At 63.8% G+C, this 20,225-nt stretch carries 13 protein-coding genes; 8 read left to right on the plus strand and 5 right to left on the minus strand.

The features are described 5' to 3' along the window. Window positions 1–60: 60 nt before the first annotated feature. Complete coding sequence (locus tag ABD837_RS16995; RefSeq protein ID WP_345056852.1) at window positions 61–408, minus strand: hypothetical protein; 348 nt, start codon at window positions 406–408, stop codon at window positions 61–63. Window positions 409–518: 110 nt separating this feature from the next. Here ABD837_RS16995 and ABD837_RS17000 point away from each other — a divergent pair, with 110 nt between their 5' ends. After that, the gene (locus ABD837_RS17000; RefSeq protein ID WP_345056854.1) at window positions 519–1,880 is read left to right on the plus strand and encodes a sigma-54-dependent transcriptional regulator; all 1,362 of its coding nucleotides are present in this window, start codon (window positions 519–521) and stop codon (window positions 1,878–1,880) included. Window positions 1,881–1,972: 92 nt separating this feature from the next. Here the strand turns inward: ABD837_RS17000 and ABD837_RS17005 are convergent, their stop codons facing one another. Next, on the minus strand, window positions 1,973–5,509 hold the full coding sequence (locus ABD837_RS17005) for a PAS domain S-box protein (RefSeq protein WP_345056856.1): 3,537 nt from the start codon (window positions 5,507–5,509) through the stop codon (window positions 1,973–1,975). 373 nt (window positions 5,510–5,882) lie between these two features. Between ABD837_RS17005 and ABD837_RS17010 the strand changes: the two genes are divergently transcribed. The 4 genes from ABD837_RS17010 to ABD837_RS17025 all read left to right on the plus strand — a co-directional run bounded on the left by ABD837_RS17010 (window position 5,883) and on the right by ABD837_RS17025 (window position 13,857). Next, window positions 5,883–7,331 (plus strand): sensor histidine kinase, encoded by a 1,449-nt coding sequence (locus ABD837_RS17010; protein ID WP_345056858.1) that lies wholly within the window; start codon window positions 5,883–5,885, stop codon window positions 7,329–7,331. 98 nt (window positions 7,332–7,429) lie between these two features. Beyond that, window positions 7,430–8,158, plus strand: a complete 729-nt coding sequence (locus ABD837_RS17015) for a hypothetical protein (protein ID WP_345056860.1) — start codon at window positions 7,430–7,432, stop codon at window positions 8,156–8,158. A gap of 175 nt (window positions 8,159–8,333) precedes the next feature. After that, complete coding sequence (locus ABD837_RS17020) at window positions 8,334–11,702, plus strand: AsmA family protein (RefSeq protein ID WP_345056862.1); 3,369 nt, start codon at window positions 8,334–8,336, stop codon at window positions 11,700–11,702. Between the two features lie 232 nt (window positions 11,703–11,934). Further along, entirely contained in the window at window positions 11,935–13,857 is a 1,923-nt protein-coding gene (locus tag ABD837_RS17025) for a CocE/NonD family hydrolase (protein ID WP_345056864.1), read from the plus strand. 140 nt (window positions 13,858–13,997) lie between these two features. On the opposite strand, the gene ABD837_RS17030 is transcribed toward ABD837_RS17025, so the two are convergent. From ABD837_RS17030 to ABD837_RS17040, 3 genes are all read right to left on the minus strand, one after another. Then, entirely contained in the window at window positions 13,998–14,651 is a 654-nt protein-coding gene (locus tag ABD837_RS17030; RefSeq protein ID WP_345056866.1) for an HAD family hydrolase, read from the minus strand. Window positions 14,652–14,811: 160 nt separating this feature from the next. Further along, complete coding sequence (locus ABD837_RS17035) at window positions 14,812–17,043, minus strand: PAS domain-containing protein (RefSeq protein ID WP_345056868.1); 2,232 nt, start codon at window positions 17,041–17,043, stop codon at window positions 14,812–14,814. 458 nt (window positions 17,044–17,501) lie between these two features. Next, window positions 17,502–18,191, minus strand: coding sequence for a hypothetical protein (locus tag ABD837_RS17040; protein WP_345056871.1), 690 nt, complete (start codon window positions 18,189–18,191; stop codon window positions 17,502–17,504). 544 nt (window positions 18,192–18,735) lie between these two features. Between ABD837_RS17040 and ABD837_RS17045 the strand changes: the two genes are divergently transcribed. From ABD837_RS17045 to ABD837_RS17055, 3 genes are all read left to right on the plus strand, one after another. Continuing rightward, window positions 18,736–19,191: a hypothetical protein gene (locus ABD837_RS17045; protein WP_345056873.1), complete on the plus strand. Its 456-nt coding sequence runs from the start codon at window positions 18,736–18,738 to the stop codon at window positions 19,189–19,191. Window positions 19,192–19,291: 100 nt separating this feature from the next. Then, entirely contained in the window at window positions 19,292–19,570 is a 279-nt protein-coding gene (locus ABD837_RS17050) for a hypothetical protein (protein ID WP_345056875.1), read from the plus strand. A gap of 313 nt (window positions 19,571–19,883) precedes the next feature. Next, window positions 19,884–20,162: a DUF1294 domain-containing protein gene (locus ABD837_RS17055; protein WP_345056877.1), complete on the plus strand. Its 279-nt coding sequence runs from the start codon at window positions 19,884–19,886 to the stop codon at window positions 20,160–20,162. Window positions 20,163–20,225: the final 63 nt, after the last annotated feature.

Raw genomic sequence — 20,225 nt, forward strand, 5'->3', positions numbered from 1 at the left:
ATAAATCCAGCGTGCAGGCCATCGAAAAGCGTATTTAAATCGGAAAAATACTGCGTAACATCAGCTAATAACAATATCTGCTACAAACGAAGCAACTTGCTGTCGATTTATCTTTTGCCAGTTAGCCGATTCAGCAAAAGACACTGAAACATGAAGCGGCATTTGATACTGCTTTTCAAATTGCGTTTGTGCTTCATGCAATATTTTATCTTGGTCGCCTTCACGCCTGCTAACTGTTCCATCCATAATTAGAGCAGTTATTTCAATACCTATTTTTCTTCCGTTTACTTCCACTACTGCATCAGGCAATGGAGGCGCTGGTTGTGACACGGTGTAAGGCTGATTCTCTGCCAATACGGGCAGAAATCTTTCCAGCAAATACAGCTCTCGGCTCTGTTTATCGGGCATAAGGATTGAAATATAATGACAACCCTTCGCTGGTAAGCCGATACTTTTAGGTGCTGAAGCGCCCACAGTGGCCATTCAACCCTCAGCACTCAAAACTCAACCTTTCCCAAATGCCCACCGGTACCCTGCTCATCATCGACGACGAAGCGCGCTTGCGCCAGCTGCTGGCCCAGGTGCTGGAGCTCGAAGGCTACACCGTGCTGCAAGCCCCCGACGCCCACCGCGGCCTGGAACTGCTCCAGCAACACGCCGCCGACATCCTGCTCGTGCTCTCCGACGTGAAGCTGCCCGATGCCAACGGCGTCGACCTGCTGCCCCGCTTCAAAGCGGCAGCACCCGATGCCGAAGTGGTGCTGCTCACCGCCTTCGGCACCATCCCCGACGGCGTGAAGGCCATGAAGCTCGGCGCGTTCGACTACCTCACCAAGGGCGATTTTGAGCAGCAGCTGGTGGTGGTGGTCGACCGCGCCGCCGAAAAAGCCCGCCTCCGCCAGCGCGTCACGGAGTTGGAGCGCCGCGTGGGCCAGCAGTACCGCTTCGAGTCGATGATTGGCGACTCGCCCGAGTTGCGGCGCGTGCAGCAGCTGGCCCGCCAGGTTGCGCCCACCGACAGCACCGTGCTGCTCGAAGGCCCCACCGGCAGCGGCAAGGAGCTCTTTGCCCAGGCCATCCACCAGGCCAGCGGGCGGCAGGGCAAGGCCTTCGTGGCCGTCAATTGCAGCGCCTTCCCGAAGGATTTGCTCGAATCGGAGCTGTTTGGCTACAAAAAAGGCGCCTTCACCGGCGCGCTAGCCGACAAGAAGGGCCTGCTGGAAGAAGCCAACGGCGGCACCCTGTTTCTGGACGAAATCGGCGAGCTAGAGCTCAACGTGCAGGCCAAATTCCTGCGCGTGCTCGAAAGCCAGACCTTCACCAAGCTCGGCGACACCAAGCCCACCAAGGTCAACCTGCGCCTGGTAGCCGCCACCAACCGCAACCTCAAACTCGAAGCCGCCGAAGGCCGCTTCCGCCCCGATTTATACTACCGCCTCTCGGTCTTCACCATCCTCGTGCCGGCCCTCAAAGACCGGCCCGCCGATGTGCCGCCGCTGGCAAATTATTTCCTGCAGTACTTCGCCGCCCGCCTCAGCAAGCGCCTCCCCGGCCTCGCGCCCGAGGCCCTGGCCCTGCTGCAACGCTACCCCTGGCCCGGCAATGTCCGCGAGCTGAAAAACGTGCTGGAACGCGCGGCCATTCTCGCCCCGAATGGCGAAATGCTGGCAGCTGATTATCTGCCCGATGAATTCCACGCCCTGGGCCGGCCCGTGAAGCCCGGCGCTGATGCGGCCGATGAGAGCCTGCGGGCACTGGAAGCCCGACACATTGGCAAACTCATGGGCGAGCTGGAAGGCAACAAGCCGGAAGTAGCCAAGCGGCTGGGCATTGGGCTGACCACGCTTTATAGAAAGCTGGAGGAATACGGCTTGGGGTAGGGTGCGGGGCTTGCCCCCGCCCGGCGTTCGCGCCGGCTGGCTCGTATCTCAACGATTACCGTGCAATGACGGGCGAGGGCAAGCCCCGCACCCTACCTGTCGTTCGTCAGGTGCAGCAGGAGCTGGCAGAGGTCGGCTTCTTCGTAGGGTTTCACCAGGCAGGCATTCATGCCGGCGGCGATGTAGGCCAGGCGGTCGGTTTCGAAGGCGTTGGCGGTGAGGGCGATGATGGGAAGATTGGCGCGGCGCGCGTTGGTTAGGGCACGTACGGCGGCGGTCACTTCCATCCCGTTCAGGCCGGGCATGCGAATGTCGAGAATGGCCGCATCGAAGTCCTGCTCGCTGAGCTGAGCTAGCGCATCGGGCCCGTCGCCCACAGGGACTACTTCCACGCCCCAGTGTTCGAGCACCACGCGGGCAATCCACTGGTTCAGGTAGTTGTCTTCGGCCAGCAGCACGCGCAGGCCACGCAGGGCTTCAAAAGTGGGTGGCTCCTGCGGCGTGCTGCTAACGGCGGACTCGGCGGCCCGCGGCAGTTGCAGCTCGAACGAGAAGGTACTGCCCTGCTCCGGGGCGCTGCGCAGGGCCAGGGTGCCGCCCATCTGCTCTACCAATTGCTGGCTAATGGCCAGGCCCAGGCCCGTGCCACCAAAGCGATGACTGGTATCGGCGCTGGCTTGGGTAAATGCTTCGAAGATGTGGTTCTGCTCGGCAAGGGCAATGCCGATGCCGGTATCGGCCACCCAGAAGCGTAGGGTGAGGGCTTCGGGCGTTTCGGTCAACACTTCGGCCCCAAGCTCGATGCGGCCCTGCTCGGTGAACTTGATGGCGTTGGCCAGCAGGTTGAGCAGAATCTGGTGCAGGCGGTAGGCATCGCCCATCACTCGCAGCGGCTCGCTGGGCAAGGGCCGTACTTCCAGCACCAGGCCCTTGGCCGACGCCAGGGCCGCCACCGTCTGGCCCACGCCGCGCAGCAGCTCGGCCAGGTCGAAAGGCACGTTGTTGAGCGGCAGGTGATGGGCCGTGATTTTGGCCATGTCCAGCACGTCGTTCAGCAGGCTGAGCAGGTGCTGGCCAGCTTGCTGCATGGCGTGCAGGTATTCGGTTTGCTGGTCCGAGAGCGGGGTTTTGTGCAGCAGCGAGGCCATGCCCAGCACCCCGTTCAGCGGCGTGCGAATTTCGTGGCTCATGCGCGCCAGGAAGGTTTCCTTGGCCTGGGCGTTTTCTTCGGCCTCGCGCTTGGCCTGCTCCAGGGCGCGCTGGGCCAGCACGCCCTCCGTCACGTCGTAGCCCGACGCCACCACGTAGGGCGGGTAGCCTTCCTCCATCACCGGGTACGAGTAGCAGCGCAGGTAGCGCCGCTCGCCCGTGCGGGTGCACACGGTGAGCAGCTGGTCCTGCGAATGCTGGGCGGCCAGCGCAGCCAGCTGGGCCTCAAAAGCCGGAATGTGGTGGGGCGGCAGCACGTTGCCCAGCGAGTGCCCGACCAGCTCTGCCGCCGGCCAACCCAGCATTTGCTCCACGGCGGGGTTCACCGTCAGCACAATGCCCTGAAGGTCGTGGGTGCAAATGAGGGCCTGCGAGTAGTACACCAAGTCGTGGTACTGCTTTTCGCGGCGCTCCAACGCTTGGCGGGCGCGCTTCACCTCGGTTACATCGGTGCTGATGGTGAGCACCCCAACCTTGCCGTTGGCGCGCCGCAGCGCCTGCTTATACGTTTGATAATAAGCAATTTCTCCTGTGTAAAGCGTTAGGGGAATCTCGCGGATTTCCGGCTGACCGGTGCGCAGCACGTCCTCGCTGAAGACATGTAAGTTGGCCAGTTCCTGCAGCACAACCGCCGGTTTGGCTGCGGGCCCCGACAAATGGGCCGAGTCGGCGATGCGCTCATTAAACTCGCGGTTCGAGAAGGAGATGTTGCCTTCCGGCTCTACCAGGTACAGCACATTGGGCAAGGCATCCACAATCTGCCGAATGAAGGCCTCCTGCTCGCGCAGCATTTCCTGCACTTGGTGCTGCAGGTTTTCAGCCACGTAGCGGGCCGTAATGTCGATGCCCGAGCCCACCACCAGCCGCAATTCGCCGTCGGCCCCAAACACGGGCCGCAGGTGGCGCACCATCAGCTGCGCACGCCCCCGGTAGTCGGTGCGCGTTTCTTCCCAAGTTACGTCGGTGCGGGTACGCACGGCCAGGTCGAAATACTGCTCGCGCTGCTGGGCCAGCTCGGGGTGCTTGGACTGGCGCAGGGTAAAGTATTCAGCATTCGTCAGGCCGATAATCTGCTGGCGCGCATCTGGGTCGGATACCGCGGCCGGATTCACGAATCGGTAGCGGTGCCCGGCATCGAACACGGCCACGTCGAATGGCACCAGGTTAAGGATTGACTCGTAGAATTCCTGCTGCTGCGCCACGCGCTGCTCGGCCTTCTCGCGCTCGGTCAGGTCGATGGCCAGGCTGATGACCAAAGGCGTACCGGCCAGGCCCTGCACCGGCCGGTACCATACGGTGAAGTAGCGGTCGGTGCCGTCGGCCGCCGGAAAGGTTTCTTCCCACTGCACTTCGTGGCCGGTGCGCATTACCTCGGCAAAGGCGGCCGCGCGCTGTTGCGCAATGGCGGCGGGACGCTGGCGGCGGGCGCAGGTTTCGGCGCTGGTTTTGCCCAGCATCCAGGCCCGCAGTACCGGGTCGGGCTCGATAATGGAGTTGAGGAACAGGTAGCGGTGCTCGTCGTCGAACACGGCCACGGCAATGGGCACCTGCTCCAGTATATTCTCATAGAAGGCCCGCTGGCGCCCCAGCCACTCTTCGGCCAGCCGCCGGTCGGTGATGTTGCTGAAATACAGCGTGGCCCTGGGCTCGCCGGGCACGGGAGCCGCCGTGACGAGGTAGTACTGGCCGGCTACGGTCAGCTCCTGCGGGCCCGGCGCGGGGCCCTGCTGCACCGCCTCGGCCAGCGCCAGCAAGGGTGGTAGCACCTCGGCTTGGGCTGTGCGCAGGGCCTCCACCAATTGGGCAGCGGCGGGGTTGGCGTACAGCAGCTCGCCACTGATTGCCAGGCGCAGTATGGGATTGGGGTTCTGCTCGGGCACCGCCGCCAGCAGGCGTTGGCGTTGCTCGCGCCGGTGGGCCCGGGTTACGTCGCGGTAGCAGATGAGGCGGCCGGCGCCCGCCTCGTCGAGCACCAGGTAGTCCAGCACCACCCGGCGGCCATCGCGCAACGCAAAGGGTTCGTTCAGCACGGTTTTGCCGGCGGCGTGCAGCGCCCAGGCGCGCGTACGAAAGGCGGCAGGGTCGGCGAAGGAGGCCGAGATGGACAGCTGTGCTTCGGTGTAAGGCGGCCCATCTGCCGGCTCCAGGCCAAACAATCGCCAGAAATGCGGACTTACGTACTGAATCTGACCACTGTCATCTACCAGTACCACGCCCAGGCGCAGGTTGTGCACCACGGCGCCCAGCTGGGTGTGCAGGGCATGTAGCGGAGGGACCGGCGGCTGCTCTCGGGGCTGCTCCAGCGGAGCCAGCCGGGCCTTCAACTGGGCCAGCTCGGCTTCGGCCTGCTCGCGCCGGGCCTGCTCAGCTGCCAGCAGCTGGGCCCATTCGGCATCGGACAAGGGAGAAACAGCTGGCATGACCAAAGCGCGAGGTGAACCGAAAACGAAAACGCTATTTAAGCATCATCTGCTTGCTAAAGGGAGGCAACGGCAGGCTTTGGGGGCTGCGCAAAGTAAATAGAAGGGCCCAAAGCAAAAGCTGTAACACTGCTATTTTCATCGGTATTCCCCAGTAAAATTAATAATATCCTGTATTACAGAGTATTTTCTTTCAAAAATGAACAGGTTAGGTTACAACTGAGCCCAGCCCTGGGCCAGCAACCGCGTGTAATGCCCCCTGCGCCGGCGCGATTCAACCCGGCAGGTGCGGCCGCCTATTCGCCGCGCAATGCGGCATCGGGCGCTTACTTCGGGCCTGCAACCGGCCCAGGCCACCGGGTTTTCCTTCGCCATGTCTCTCAAACTCAATATTCGCCTGAGCGTGCTGCTGCTGTTGCTGCTGCTGCTGGGCCTGGGCGGCTACGCCTTTTTCACCATCCGCTTCCTCGAAGCCGGGGCCCACGGCATCGAGCAGGCTGATTTCGACACGGCCCGCCGCACGGTGCTGGGTTTTGTGGTGGCCGGCACCGCGCTGGGCGTGGCCCTGATGGTGCGCCTGCCGCGCATGGTGGTGCGCCCGCTGCGGCGTCTGTACGGCGACGTGGAGCGGGTGGCCGGCCCCGGCCCCGCCACCCGCGTGGCCGTGGGCCGGCGCGACGAAGTGGGCAGCATTGCCACCGCCGTGAACCGCGTGCTGAGCCAGGCCCAGGCCGAGCGCCGGGTGACGCTGGCCGAGCTCTTCACCGAACGCAACCGCATGCACAGCCTGGTAAGAAGCCTGGACGAGGGCCTGCTGCTGCTCGACGAGCAGCGCACCGTTGTGCTGGCCAACCCCGTGGCCTGCGACCTGCTGGGCATGTCCCTGGCCCAGTTACTGGGCCGGTCGGCCGATGCCGTGGCGGCTTCCAACGAGCTGCTGCGCGACCTGCTGGCCCCGCTCGAGGCGCACAACCTGGCCGGCGATGCCGTGCCCGACCCGGTGTTTACGTTTCCGCACAAGGGTGAGAACCCGCACTACCAGCTCAGCATCAGCCCGATTGCGGGCCGCGATGCTGCAGGGCGCGATGCGCCGGCGGGCCATATTTTCTGCCTGCGCAACGTGTCGGAATTCAAGAAGCTGGACGAGATGAAGTCGGCTTTCCTGGCCACGATTTCGCACGAGCTGAAAACGCCGCTGGCCAGCATCAAGCTCAGCCTGATGCTGTTGCAGCACGAGCGCACCTCCGACACCGAACGTCAGACGCTGGCCGCCGGCATCGGCGAGGAAACCCAGCGCCTGCTGAACATGGTGGGCCAGCTCATCGACGTGTCGCGCCTCGACGCCGGCGTCGGCATCAAGCTCGATGTGAAGCCCCTGCACCTGCCCGAGGTGGTGGGCTTCGCTACCCGCACGGTGCTGCCCCAGCTGCGCGACAAGCAGCTGCAGCTCGATTTACAGCTGCCCGACAACCTGCCCCTGGTGCTGGCCGACGTGGAAAAAACCACCTGGGTGCTCATCAACCTGCTTTCGAACGCAATTCGGTATTCGCCCACGGGCAGCCCGCTGGTGGTGCGGGCCGTGGCCTGGGGCGAAATGGTGCGCGTGAGCGTGGAAGACTGTGGCCCGGGCATTGCGCCGGAATTTCATAAGCGCATTTTCCAGCGGTTTGCGGGGGTGCCGGGGCAGGTAGGCAAAAGCGGCAGCTCGGGCCTGGGGCTCAGCATTGCACGCGAATTCATCGACGCGCAGGGCGGCAAGCTGTGGGTGGAAAGCCGGCCCGAATGCGGGAGCTGCTTCCTGTTTACGCTGCCGCGCGGGTAAGTTGGGGCACGGGTTTCCGGTTGTTTGGGGCCCGGGCGCGTACTGTTGAGCCCAACGGGGGCCGCCGGCCCATGCTCTTTTTCTTGTAACTGAATTTTATGACTGCCCCCACTCCCACCTTCACCGTCGAACGCCTCAGCTTTGCTACCCTCACCGAGCTGCCGCACTCCTGGCAGCCGGCCGACTACCGCGCCCTGCTCGTCCAGCTCAACTTCGACAACGCCGAAGCCCTGCCCGAAGCCGAGCTGAAGGAGATGTGCCAGATGGCCCTCACCGACCTGGAACCGCGCGAAGCGGCCGTGGCCGTCCTCACTTACCTGTTCCCGGAGGAGCTGACGGCTGGCCAGATTGAGAACCTGGCCCATCAAATACTGACCGAGCGCCTGTGGGAAGAAAACCCCGAGCTGCCGCTGCACCGCGGCTTCTACCAGGCTACCCAGCTGCTGCACGAGGCCTTCAACGGCACGTTTCCGAGCGTGAAGGCGGTGGAATTTCAGGTGAAATGCACGGCGGCCAGCCCCGCCGATTTGGAAGTTTTTGGGGCTGACGCGAACGATAGCGCCCTGGCCGCCGCGCCGCTGCTGCGCCTGCTGGCCGTGGGCCTCCCCGACAATGCGCTGCTGAACCGGCTGTATTCGGACCATTTAGCGGGCGATGCATTCGCCGAAGCCACCTCTATTCTGTGGGAGCTGCGCGCGGTGGAGAAAACGGCCGACTCCATCACCTTCGACGTGGTGAGCTCGGCCTACTGGCTGGAGGATTTTAAATACGCCGACACCTACACCGCGCCGACTCACGCCGATGCGCCCGGCGAGGAAGCCGCGTAGGGTGCAACGGGCTGTTTGGCAGGCCGGCGGCTTTCGCCGAGGCTATACCGGCCTTGGCAGGAGCTGACGCAACGCCGGTGTGCCGGCAGGCCGTTTTCTCGCGTATCGGGGCTACCTTGGGCACTGCCCCGGTTTGGCCGGGGCTCCCCGGCAATCGGCAATCCTGGCACTGCACATGAAACGATTTTCCCTGCGACGAATTCTGGCCTGGACAGCCCTGCTGCTGTTGCTGCTGGTGCTGGGGGCGGGCGTGGGGGTGTGGCTATGGGGCGAGGGCTATGCACGCCGGCTGGTAACCCGCCAGGTACGCACGGCCCTGACCAAGAATTCGGAGCTGGTGCTAGCCCCTTTCCAGGTGGAGATGTCGCCCTGGCGGGATTTTCCGTTCCTCACGGCTTCCATTCAGCATATCTCCCTTACCGACACTTCTTTCCGGCAGCGCGTGCCGGTGCTGCAGGTGGGCCGGGCCGACCTGCGCGTGGAGCTCTTCAGCCTCTGGCGCGGGCAGCTGCGAGTGAGCCGCGCCGTGATAACCGACGTGGACTTCCGCGAGCAGGTCGACTCGTTGGGGCGTGCCTGGGGGCTGCGTGGCAAGCGTGCCAAGGGCGCCGGCAAAACGCCCACGCTCAACCTGAAACTCGAGGAGCTGGAAGTAAACAACTTCCGTTTCAGCACTAAAAACGACTTCCTGCGCAGTGCCTTCGGGGTGAATGTTCGCCAGGCCCGGCTGCAGGCCCGGCTGCACGGAGGGGTACTGCGCGTGGCCGGTCAGCTGCAGGGCGAGCTCAGCTACCTGCGCACCCGCGCCGGCACGCTGTTCGAGCACGAGCCTGTGGGGGGCCGGGTGCACTACCGCTACTCGTTTGCCGACCGCCAGGGCCTGCTATACCGCACCCGCGCCACCCTCAACGGCGACAGCGTGCGCATAAGCGGCACCCACACGCTCGACCCGCAACACCCCGAGGGCACCCTGATGAACCTGCACTTCGTAGGCAACCAGCCGCTGGTAAAGGTGCTGATGGCGGCCCTGCCGCCCCGCTTCGAAACCTACCTGGCCGGCGCAACCAGCCCCAGCAAGGCCCACGTGCACTACCGCATTTCGGGCCTGAGCGGGCCGAAAGTGGTGCCCCACAACGTGCTCACCTTTGGGCTGCGCGGGGCCAGCCTGCAGTGGCCCGAGCCGGCGCGGCGCATCAACCGCTGGGATTTGGTGGGCACCTACGACAACGGCCCCGGCCACAACCCGAGCACGACCACGCTCACGCTGAAGCGCTGCCGCATTTACTCGGCCGCCGGGCAGCTCGACGTGGCCTTGTCCCTGCGCAACTTCCGCCGGCCGGTGGTTGACGGCCGCTTTCGGGGCCAGGCGACTTTGCGCGAGCTGGCTGCGCTGCTGCCCTCGCCGCAGTGGCAGGCCCGCAGCGGCAGAGCCGATGTGGACGTGCAGGTGCGCGGCCAGCTGCCCCCGCGCCGTGGCCGGCCGCTGCAGGGCCCGCCGCCCCCGCCGCTGTCGTTGCGCGGGTTGCTCACGCTGCACCAGGCCTCGCTGCTGTTGCCCGCCCGCGGGGCCGACCTGAGCGAAGTGAACGTGCGCATTGGTCTGCGCGACAGCGTGTGGCAGCTGAGCAACGCCTCGGGGGTTCTGAACCGGATGCGCTTTCGGGCGTCGGCCACTACCCGCAACCTGTTGGGCTACCTCAACGGCCAGTACCCCACGGCGCGGGTGAGCGGGCAGTTTGCGCTGGATGAGCTGCGCCTGCACGAGCTGCGCGAATTGCTGAAGCCCCGCCCGGGCCTGGCAGCCACGGCCCTTCCCTTTGCAGGAGCCAAGGCTGCCAGGCGCCGCGAAGCCCGCGAGCGCAGCCGCCTGGCCCGTGCCCCCCGCAACAAGGCGCGGCTGGCTGCTACCCTGGCCCGTGAGTTGATTCCGGCGGGCCTGTTGCTCGACGTGCGGCTGCAGTGCCAGCGCCTGCTCTTGGCCAGCGACACCCTCTCGGACCTGGCCGTTACCGTGCGCCACGACGGCCACCAGGTGCAGCTCCAAAACCTGGCCGGCCGCATGTGGGGCGGGCAGGTGCGCGGCGAGATGCAGTGGCCCACCGATTCGGCCAAGCGCGTGGCTCCCGTGCAATATCACCTGGCCGTGCACTTCCCACGCCTCGACTACGAGCAGCTGATGGCCCGCCTGAACCGCCCACTGGTACCAACTGCTCAAGCTGCTCGCCCGGCTTCCGGCCAGCGCCGCCCGGCTACCGCCAAAGCCCCGGCCCTGCGCGACCTGCTGCTCGAAGCCAACGGCTTCCTCAAGCTCAACATCGACCAAGTGAACCTGCCCGAAGGTGAAAACCTGCGCGAGGTGAGCGTGCAGCTCGAAAAGTACGGCGGGCTGGTGTACATGCCCTACCTGCGCTTTCTGACGCCCGAGGGCGGCCACGGCGAGGCTTCGGGCACAGCCCGCTTCGCCGGGCTGCAGCTGCGCCAGGCCGATACCGACCTGACCCTGCGCTACACCACCCTCGACGTGCAGCGCCTGCTGGGCCTCATCGCCAGCCTGACCACGGCTGCGCCCGACTCGGTGCCCACCGCCCGCACCCGCGCCCGCGCCGAACGCAAGGCCGAACGCAAGGCCGAGCGCGCGCAACTTCCCAACAACCCTTCGCTGCTGGCCAGCGGGGTGCTCACGGCCGTGCTGCGCGTGCAGGCCGACCAGGTGAACTATGGGGCCGTGCAGGGCAGCCGATTTCGGCTGGTGTCGCACCTGCGCAATGGCGAGGCCCGGCTCGATAACTGCTCTGTGGATGCCCTGCAGGGCCACCTGAGCCTGAGCGGCTACATGCGCAGCCCCGCCAACCGCGCCCACCACCCCACGCAGCTGCAGGTGCGCCTGCAGGATATTCAGCTGCCGGCCCTGTTTGGTACCATGGCCGACATGGGACTGGGCGTGCTGGGGGCCGAAAACGTACTGGGCTCGCTGCAGGGCGTAGCTGACCTGCGCACCGACCTGGGCCGCAGCTTGCTGCCCAGCCTGAGCAACACGGCGGGTTACCTAAAAACCAACGTGCGCGACCTCGAGCTGGTGAACGTGGAAGCCCTGGTACAAGCCCTGAAAATCCTGAAGAGCGAGCGCACCAGCCACCTCTACTTCGAGCCGGTGCAGGGCGAGTTTGTGCTGGCTCAGGGCCAGGTGCTCATTCCCGGCCTGCACCTGAACAGCAACCTGAGCAACCTCGAAGTAAGCGGCCACTACGGCCTGAACGGGGCCACCAACCTGTACATCGGCCTGCAACCGATGAAGGCCCTGTTCGGCAACAACGACAAGCGCATCGAGCGCATCCAGAACGGCGAGCCCATGACCAAGGCTGACGCCAAAGGCAAAGACAAGCTCACCTACGTGAGCCTGCGCCGCACGGCCCCCGGCGAAAAATTCCAGGTTCGCCTGTTCCAGAGCAACGAGCGGCGCGACGCCCAGACCCGCCTGCTGGAGCAATACCGCACCTACCTGCTCACGCAGCGCCTCGATACCACCGTGCGGATGGTGAAGTGAGTAGTGAGTAGTGAGTAGTGAGTAGTGAGTAGTGAGTAGTGAGTAGTGAGTAGAAGGAACGTCATGCTGAGCGAAGTCGAAGCATCTCGCGTGCTATAGTTAACCAATCGTAAGAAAAGAATTAGTGGTGGCACGCGAGATGCCTCGGCTGCGCTCGGCATGACGTTCCTTTGCCGCTCTCAACCTACCAATCTACCTCTGCCACCAACCCACCATTCCACAACCTCCTTTTATGACCCGCTCCCTCGTTCTCGCCGCTGCGCTGGCCCTGACGCTGCCTGCTGCCGCTCAGGCCCAGCCGCGCGCCCAGGATACGGCCGCCGTGCGCCAGAACTACGTCAAGCTCGACCGCCGCATTCGGATGCGCGACGGCGTGCAGCTGTACACCGTTATCTACGTGCCGCGCGATGCTTCTGCAGCTGCCCCCTACCCTATTGTGATGACGCGCACGCCTTACTCGGCCGGGCCGTACGGCGAAAACCACTACCGCGGCAACGGCCCGGGGCCCAGTAAAGAGCTGTCGGCTGAGAAGTACATTTTCGTGTACCAGGACGTGCGCGGGCGGTACTTAAGCGAGGGCCAGTTTGAGGAAATGACGCCGGCCCTGCCTTCGGGTGCGAAGGCTACAGGCAAAAACGCTACCGCCCACGACGAAAGCACTGACACGTTCGATACGATTGAGTGGCTGCTGAAAAACGTGCCGAACAACAACGGCCGCGTGGGCATGATGGGCATCAGCTACCCGGGCTTCTATGCTTCGGCGGCGCTGCCCAACGCCCACCCGGCCCTGAAAGCCGTGTCGCCCCAGGCCCCGGTAACGGATGAATTTATGGGCGACGATGCCCGGCACAAGGGCGCTTTTTTCTTGCTCGACAACTTCGATTTCACCAATGACTTCGACGTACCCCGGCCCCAGCCGGTAACGAAATACGAGCCGCTGTTCAACTTTTCGACCAAGGACGCCTACACGTTTTTCCTGGAGCTTGGCCCCCTCAAAAACGCCAACAGCTCCAAGTATTTCAACAACCGGGCGCGCATCTGGAACGAGTACATGCAGCACGAGAACTACGACGCCTACTGGCAAAGCCGCAACATCCGCACCGCCCTCACGGGCGTGAAGCCGGCCGTGCTGGTAGTCGGCGGCTGGTTTGATGCCGAAGATTTGTACGGCGCGCTGAACACCTACCAGGCCATCGAAAAGCAGAACCCTGGCGCTACTAACCGCCTCGTGATGGGCCCCTGGACCCACGGCGCCTGGGCCCGGGCCGACTGGAGCAAGTTTGGCCCGCTGAACTTCGGCTCGAACACGTCCGAATACTACCGCCAGGCGCTGGAAACGCCGTTTTTCAACTTCTACCTGAAAGACAAAGGCACCTTCGACCCGGCCGAAGCCACCGTTTTCAACACCGGCACCAACGAGTGGAAAACCTACCCGGCCTGGCCCCCGGTTCCTGCGGAAGCACGTACGCTGTATTTACAGGATGCCGGAAAGCTGGCCGTTACAGGTTCCGCAGAATCTGACTTTGCAAAGACGCTTAAAAATTCTGTTCCTAGCCTTGATATTACACCTGCGAAAGTCAAGTCCCAGGCACCGTTCACCCAATACACCTCCGACCTGGCCAACCCGGTGCCTTACACCGACGGCATTCGCGGGAGCCGCAACAACGAGTACGTGATGGAGGACCAGCGCTTCGCCAGCAAGCGTCCCGACGTGCTCACCTTCCGCGGCGAACTGCTGGCCCAGGCCCTCACCGTGGCTGGCCCGCTCACGGCTGACTTGTGGGTGAGCACCTCCGGCACCGATGCCGACTTCATCGTGAAAGTCATCGACGAGCAGCCCGACGGCACGCAGCGCCTCGTGCGCGCCGAGGTGATGCGCGGTCGCTTCCGCAACAGCTTTTCCAAGCCCGAGGCCTTCAAGCCCAACCAGCCCACCGAGGTCAAATACGAGCTACCCGACGTGCTCCACACCTTTGCCGTCGGCCACCGGCTGATGGTGCAGGTGCAAAGCACCTGGTTCCCACTAGTGGACCGCAACCCGCAAACCTTCGTGCCCATCGCCACGGCCGATGCCAAGGATTTTCAGAAAGCCACCATCAAAGTGTACCACGACGCCGGGCATGCGTCGGCCGTGCGGGTATCGGTGCTGCCGTAACGGGGAGTCTAGCGGGCAAAAAGGCCGTCATGCAGAGCGCAGCGAAGCATCTCGCGTGTTACCACTAATCTTTTCAACAATTGGATTACTACCACACGCGAGATGCTTCGCTGCGCTCTGCATGACGGCCTTTTCTCTTCCTACGCCACCAGCCCTTGCATGAACGCATCCGTAAAATCGGGCGTGAAATGCCGCACGTTGAATAAATAGTCGAATTCCGCGACTTCGTGGGTGGTGGTGAGGACCACGGCGTCCATACCAGCATTGTAGGCGGCCTCGGCGCCTTTGGGCACGTCTTCGAACACGAGGCACTCGGCGGGCGGCACGCCCAATAGCTCGGCGCAACGCAGGAACACTTCGGGGTTGGGCTTGCTTACGGTCACATCGTCGGCGCTCACGATGGCCTGGAAGTAGTGGCGGATATCCAGGTTATCGAGCACGAAGTCGATGTTGAACGGGATGGCCGCTGAACCGACGGCCATGCGAATACCCCGCTGCTGGGCCCGTTCCAGAAACTCGGGCAGGCCCGGCAGCAGCGCCAGCTGCGGCCGGAACTCCTCCTGGTAGCGCCGTTCTTTTTCCATCCCCAGCCGGTCCATTTCTTCGCCGCTGAACCGGTCGGGGCCAAAGAGGCGCACCAGCACCTCGCGGTTTTTGCCGTACATCTGCGGCTTCACCTCGTCCCAAGTGAAGCTACCGCCCAGCTCTTCGTTGAACAGCCGCTGCCAGGCGCGGGTGTGGTATTCCATGTCGTGCACCATTGTGCCGTTGAGGTCGAAAATAAAGGCTTGCATTAAGGCGATTGGGGGATGGCAAAGGAATGTAAAGAACGTCATGCAGAGCGCAGCGAAGCATCTCGCGTGCTCAAGTAATCCAATCGATTGGTTCACTATTGCACGCGAGATGCTTCGCTGCGCTCTGCATGACGTTCATTTCTGAGCGTTGAGCCCGTACTCACAAATACACCCGAAACGTGGTGCCCTGGCCGATTTCGCTTTCCACTTCCACCCGTCCGCCGTTGCCTTGCACAATGCGGTTCACCAAGTACAGCCCCACGCCCGTGCCTTCGGTGTGGTTGTGGAAGCGGCGGAACAGCTGAAACAGCTCTTGCTGGTGGCGCTGCACATCGAACCCCAAGCCGTTGTCTTCGATGAGCAGCAAGGGGGCGCCGGCTTCTTTCCAGAGCGACAGGTGAATGCGGGCCGTGCGGGCCGGGTCGGCGTATTTCAGCGAGTTGCCAATCAGGTTCAGCAGGACGGTGCGCAGGTTGGCGCGCGAGTAGCGGATGGTGGGCGCGGCCGCAAAATCGGTGGTGATGCGGGCGCGGGCGGCCAGCACCTGGGGCTGCAGGGCCTGCAGCACCTCCTGGGTCAGTTCGGCCAGGTCTACGGTTTCGAGGGACGTGGCATCCGCCTTCTGTACCTGGCCCACGGCGGCCAGGTCGTCGACGGTGGTGCCGAGCTGGCGCAGGGCTTCGTCGACCATGGGCAGCAGCAGCTCGCCCTCGGCGGGGTCGGCAAAGGCCACGGTGCGGCGCAGCTCATCGAGCAGGCCCAGCAGGTTGTTGATGGGCTGCTTGAGGTCGTGGCTGGCCGCGTACACGAAGTTGTCGAGGTCGGCATTGGTGCGGGTGAGGTGGCGGTTGCTGAGGTCGAGGGCGGCGTTGGCGGTGAGCAGGTGCTCGTTGGCCTCGGCCACCTGCTGGCGGCTGAGCACCTGGTCGGTGGCATCGACCACGAAGGCCAGCAGGCTGCGCCGCTGGTCGGGCGCGGCAGGCAGCAGCTGGTAGGTGAAGTCGAGGTAGCGCCGCTCGGTCTGGCCCGTGGCGGGGTTGTACAGCTCGGTGGGGGTTTCGAGCCTTACCAACGGCTCGCCGGAGGCAAACACCTCACCGAGCAGCTTGATGAAGCCCTGCGACATCGCCTCGGGCAGCACCTCGGCGGCGGCCATTCCCACGCGCGCCCGCCCGCCGGCCAGGGCCTGGTAGCGGGCATTGAAAAACGCAAGCCGATGGGTGGGGCCTTCGAGGGTGGCCACGGCGGCGGGCACCTGCTCCAGAATCTGTTGCAGGGCCTGCTGCTGGTGGCGCAGGTGCTCGCGCTGCTGCTGGGTTTCGGCCAGCGCATTGCTGAGCTCGACGGTGCGCTGCGACACGCGCAGCTCCAGTTGGGTGTTCAGCTCGCGCACGGCCAGCTGGGCATGCACGAGCTGGTCGTTATTGGCCCGCGCATCCTCGTTGGCCGCGAGCAGCTCCTCGTTGGCAACGGCCAGCTCTTCGTTGAGGGCATTGGTTTGGCGCTCCTTCCCTTCTACCTGCTGGCGGGCCAGCACCTGCTCGGTTACCTCGGTGGCCACGTCAATCACGCCGCTCACCCGCCCCTGCCCGTCGAAGAGCGGCTGGTACACAAAGTTGTAGTACGTGGTTTGGACGGCACCATTGCGCCACATCGTGGCGGGCACTTCGGTGCCTACGTGCGCCACGCCCGAAGCCATCACCCCCAACATCAGCTCATCGAACCCCTGCCCCTGCAACTCGGGCAAGGCATCCAGGAGTGGGCAGTTCAGCACCTCGGCCGGTGGCCGGCCCCAGAAGGCCGCCATGCGCTCGTTCACCAGCGTGATGCGCAGTTCGGGCCCCTCGAACACGCCAATGGCCACGGGGGCCTGGTCGAGCAGGTTGCGCAGGGCGGCACGCTCGCGCTCGGCAGTGGCGCGGGCGGCCTGGTCGCGGGCCTGGCTTTCGCGCAGGGCCACTTCCATGGGGCTGCGCTGCTCCTGGTTCGAATCGGTGAAACAGACCAGCAAGCCATTGCCCACGCGGCGGGCGGCCATGCGGTAGTAGCCATCGAAGCCGTCGAGTTGGTAGCCAAACTCGCGCTGGCCCGGCTCGTTGCGCTCGTACACGGTGCAGTAAAATTCGAGAATGCCAATGCTTTCGGTGCCGGGGGCTACTTCCAGGTGGGTGCAGCCGGGCCGGGCCGGCAGCCGAAGCATGCGCTGCGCCGCTTCGCTAAGCAGCTCGAACCGGAAGTCGGCAATGCGGCCCCTGGCCCCGGGAACGGGCGTAAATAGCACCAGGGCGCTAAGCGACGTGGCAAAAACCCCGGCCAGCAGGTCTTCGGCCGGAAAGTTCGCCAACAGCTCGGCAGGGAAAACAGTAGCGGAAGCAGCAGAGTCGAGCATCATGGAAGCATAGCGGACCCTAACCTACGGCCAGGATAAGCGAGGGTTAGCCTGGCTGCCGCCCCACGCCGACAACCGCGCCCCCACCGCACAAAAAAGCCCTATCAATTCGACTTGTCCTTACCCAAAACGGCGGTTGTTGCTCCGGTCCGACCGCCCTAGGCGGTCCGACCGGTTGTTGGCGGAGCGAAACCGGGGGTTCTTCAACCGGTCGGACCGCCTAGGGCGGTCGGACCGGACCAGCCAAGTGCCGCCAGCAGGCAGGCAAAGCGTTTTGGGTAAGGACAAGTCAATTCGATAGGGCTTTTGGAGTCCGGCCTCGTGGCCCGCAGCGCAGTTTCCAGGTCAGGGCACCGTAGCGCGAACTTTCCAGTTTGCGTCTCCGTGCCGCTACAGCCAGCCAAGCGGCGCGGGGACGCGAACCGGAAAGTTCGCGCTACGGGTACCCCCACGAAACCGCGCTAGTAGGCATCCTTGAGGTAGCCGAAGCGGCGCCACTCGGCGGCGTAGGCATCAGGGAAGTTGGTTTTGACGTGCTGACGGAGCGCCCGCAGCATTTTGCGCAGGGGCTCTTCGAGCTGGTTTTTGGTGCCGGCGGTGGTCGAGGTGTCGCTGCGGGCGGCGCTGGACGTCGCGACCAGGGGCTTGTACTCGTCGAGAATGTTTTTCCAGTAGGCAGTGCCGTACTTGCCTTGGTCGTAGCCCGACGTTTTGAGGGCGGCCACCAGCTTGGCCAGGTCCTCGGCGCGGGCGGGGCGGGCGGGGCGCAGCTGCCCATCGGGGTCCAGGCCAAAGGTGCTGTAGTAGGCTTTGGCTTTTTTCTTCGTTTCGTAGGTTTCCAGGAGGAAGTTGCGCACGAATTTCAGGCTGCGCTCCACCTGCCCGTCCAGCTCGGCCAGGCGCTGGGCGGCGGGGCTCAGGTCGTCGCCGGCCGTGTCGGCGGTTTTCACGCTGGCCTTGAAGCTGGTGGCCGCCGTGCGCAATTGCGCCTTGCTGCACCAGAGCAGCGGCAGCAGCGGCGAGGCATCCCAGGCATCGGCAGCGGCCAGGGCCAGCGTGGCCAGCTCCAGCTCGCCGGCGGGAATCACGTCCTTGGTTTTCGCCTGTTTAGGCGTTGGAATGGTGTCGGGTCCGGTGGCAGATGGGGACATATAAAAAGTTGGGGGAAAGGGTTGAGAAAAGGTTGAATAGGAGCCTCAAGGTATTCATTTTTCTCAATACGCTTAAGGCCTTTTGCCTCGCGCCGTCGCCGGGCTCCCTGCCGGGCGGGTTTAGTTTCCCGGAGGCCAGCAGGGGGCCCTGCCGGGGTGGTTTGATTTTCCGGCAGGCGGCAGGGGTCCCTGCTGGGGTAGTTGGGTTTTCCGGAAGCTAACAGGGGTTCCTGCCGGGGTGGTTTGAGTTGGCGGAGGGTGGCAGGGATTCCTGCTGCACGAAGCCCCAGCGGGGCGCCCCCCGTTTAACGGATGTCGCCCCGCTGGGGCTCGCAACAGTTCGTGGTTACGCCTACTACCAATGTGCCGCCCCGCCAGGGAGTTTACGAAACGCATTGCCTCGGCGAGTTTCGTTAACGTTGGTTCGTAGACGGGTTTCGTAAACTCCCCCGGTCCTGCAGTAGCTCGCGGGCCATCTGGTAGCAGGCTGCTGCGGGTGTTTAGGGAAAGGAGGATTAGTTAGCCGACTGCGTAGATTTCGGCCATGGCTATTGGCATCCGTTTCTACGAAGTATGCTTTTTCGACGCGCCTACGCCGGCTCAAATCCTTGCTGCTTTACCAGCACTAACAGGCCTTTCGATGGGGGTAGCGGCACAGGAAGAAGGGTACATTGAGTTATTTCATCCGGTGAGGCCCAGTTGGACCATTGAACTCGATTGCTCCACTGACCGATTGGCAAATCTGAAACGCATGATGGAAGCGGTACCGGGGCTGCCCATCCCGCCGTTTCCCAGTTATCCGCACAGCATCCGTTTGTCGCTGAACCCACGTCCGGCTCCCCGCTGCTATCAGTATTTAGAAACCGCTCTTCTGGTCGTTTTACAGCGTTTCGGCGGGCAATTAGAGCGCATACACCCGCTTCCTGACTGGGCGGGCACGAAGTGGGCTGACATGCCGCCCATGGGCTTCTGGGAAAGTGTTAAAGACCGCTGGAAATAAGGCCCTTTTCGTTCACGATAACGGGTCCAAAGGCAAACGCATTCCGTTCCTCAAACGGAGCGCACCCTTGCGCTTCTTTTCGCCCTGCTACCTTGGTTGTATGAAGCGAATCGCCGCCTGTCTGCTCCTGGGGCCTGGCCTAACCAACTGCGCGGAGTCGGTCCCCGTCCCAACGCCGTCGCTGGTGGGCAAGTGGGAGCAGTTAACGGTGCACCAGGTCTTTCATGACCGAAGAATCGGGCTACCCGGCACTGACGAATGGGTCAAGAATGACCCCGGCAGCCTCTGGCTGGAGTTTACCGCCAACGGCTCCCTCACCCTTGTGCACAACGGCGTGGCGACGCCCACCGCAACCACTTATGCTTATCAGGCGGGATAAATAACCTTTCGCGGATTTCCCCTCGGCGAAACCGTCCACCCGGTCGTGGAGCTGAGCGCCCACCGCTTGCTCTACCACACCCATAGCGAAGGGAGCACCGGAACAGAAGATGTCACATTTAGTTACCAGCGGTAGCGGCGAGCGGCCCTAGCCCGCTCACAAAAAAGGCCCAAATAGAGCACGGAGAGCACAGCGGCCTCCCCGCTGCTACCCGCAGGCCTTGTTGAACCCGCCCAACTGGGACAGACCAGGGCCGCGACCACCCGGGCTGGAACCTTGAATAGACGAATCAGAAAGACCTGCCTCTCGCGCAATGAAAAGCCTCCTAAGTTGCCTGTTATTTTTCAATGTCCTGTGTTTCCTGCTGTTCGCGTTGGATAAGCGGAAAGCCCAACGCAACCAGCGGCGCATTGCCGAAAAAACGCTGCACCTGGCCACGCTGCCGGGCGCGGCGCCGGGCGCGTGGGCGGCGATGTTGCTGCTGCACCATAAAAACCGCAAAGCCGCTTTCTGGGGCATTACCCTGGGGCTAACGCTGCTGCAAGGGGCCGTGCTCTATTTTGCGTGGCCCTATTTGCGGGCGCAGCTGTAGCCGCGTAAAACGGCGGCCGGCGCGCAGCTTCGGCCCCTCGGTGCGCCCGCCGGCTGGCCACGC

This window comes from Hymenobacter glaciei (genome assembly GCF_039539585.1).
In the GTDB taxonomy this organism is placed as follows: Bacteria; Bacteroidota; Bacteroidia; order Cytophagales; family Hymenobacteraceae; genus Hymenobacter; species Hymenobacter glaciei.

Coding starts and splice junctions, on each gene's coding strand:
- ABD837_RS16995 (WP_345056852.1), bottom strand. CDS start 408: ATGCCCGATAAACAGAGCCGAGAGCTGTATTTGCTGGAAAGATTTCTG.
- ABD837_RS17000 (WP_345056854.1), top strand. CDS start 519: ATGCCCACCGGTACCCTGCTCATCATCGACGACGAAGCGCGCTTGCGC.
- ABD837_RS17005 (WP_345056856.1), bottom strand. CDS start 5,509: ATGCCAGCTGTTTCTCCCTTGTCCGATGCCGAATGGGCCCAGCTGCTG.
- ABD837_RS17010 (WP_345056858.1), top strand. CDS start 5,883: ATGTCTCTCAAACTCAATATTCGCCTGAGCGTGCTGCTGCTGTTGCTG.
- ABD837_RS17015 (WP_345056860.1), top strand. CDS start 7,430: ATGACTGCCCCCACTCCCACCTTCACCGTCGAACGCCTCAGCTTTGCT.
- ABD837_RS17020 (WP_345056862.1), top strand. CDS start 8,334: ATGAAACGATTTTCCCTGCGACGAATTCTGGCCTGGACAGCCCTGCTG.
- ABD837_RS17025 (WP_345056864.1), top strand. CDS start 11,935: ATGACCCGCTCCCTCGTTCTCGCCGCTGCGCTGGCCCTGACGCTGCCT.
- ABD837_RS17030 (WP_345056866.1), bottom strand. CDS start 14,651: ATGCAAGCCTTTATTTTCGACCTCAACGGCACAATGGTGCACGACATG.
- ABD837_RS17035 (WP_345056868.1), bottom strand. CDS start 17,043: ATGATGCTCGACTCTGCTGCTTCCGCTACTGTTTTCCCTGCCGAGCTG.
- ABD837_RS17040 (WP_345056871.1), bottom strand. CDS start 18,191: ATGTCCCCATCTGCCACCGGACCCGACACCATTCCAACGCCTAAACAG.
- ABD837_RS17045 (WP_345056873.1), top strand. CDS start 18,736: ATGGCTATTGGCATCCGTTTCTACGAAGTATGCTTTTTCGACGCGCCT.
- ABD837_RS17050 (WP_345056875.1), top strand. CDS start 19,292: ATGAAGCGAATCGCCGCCTGTCTGCTCCTGGGGCCTGGCCTAACCAAC.
- ABD837_RS17055 (WP_345056877.1), top strand. CDS start 19,884: ATGAAAAGCCTCCTAAGTTGCCTGTTATTTTTCAATGTCCTGTGTTTC.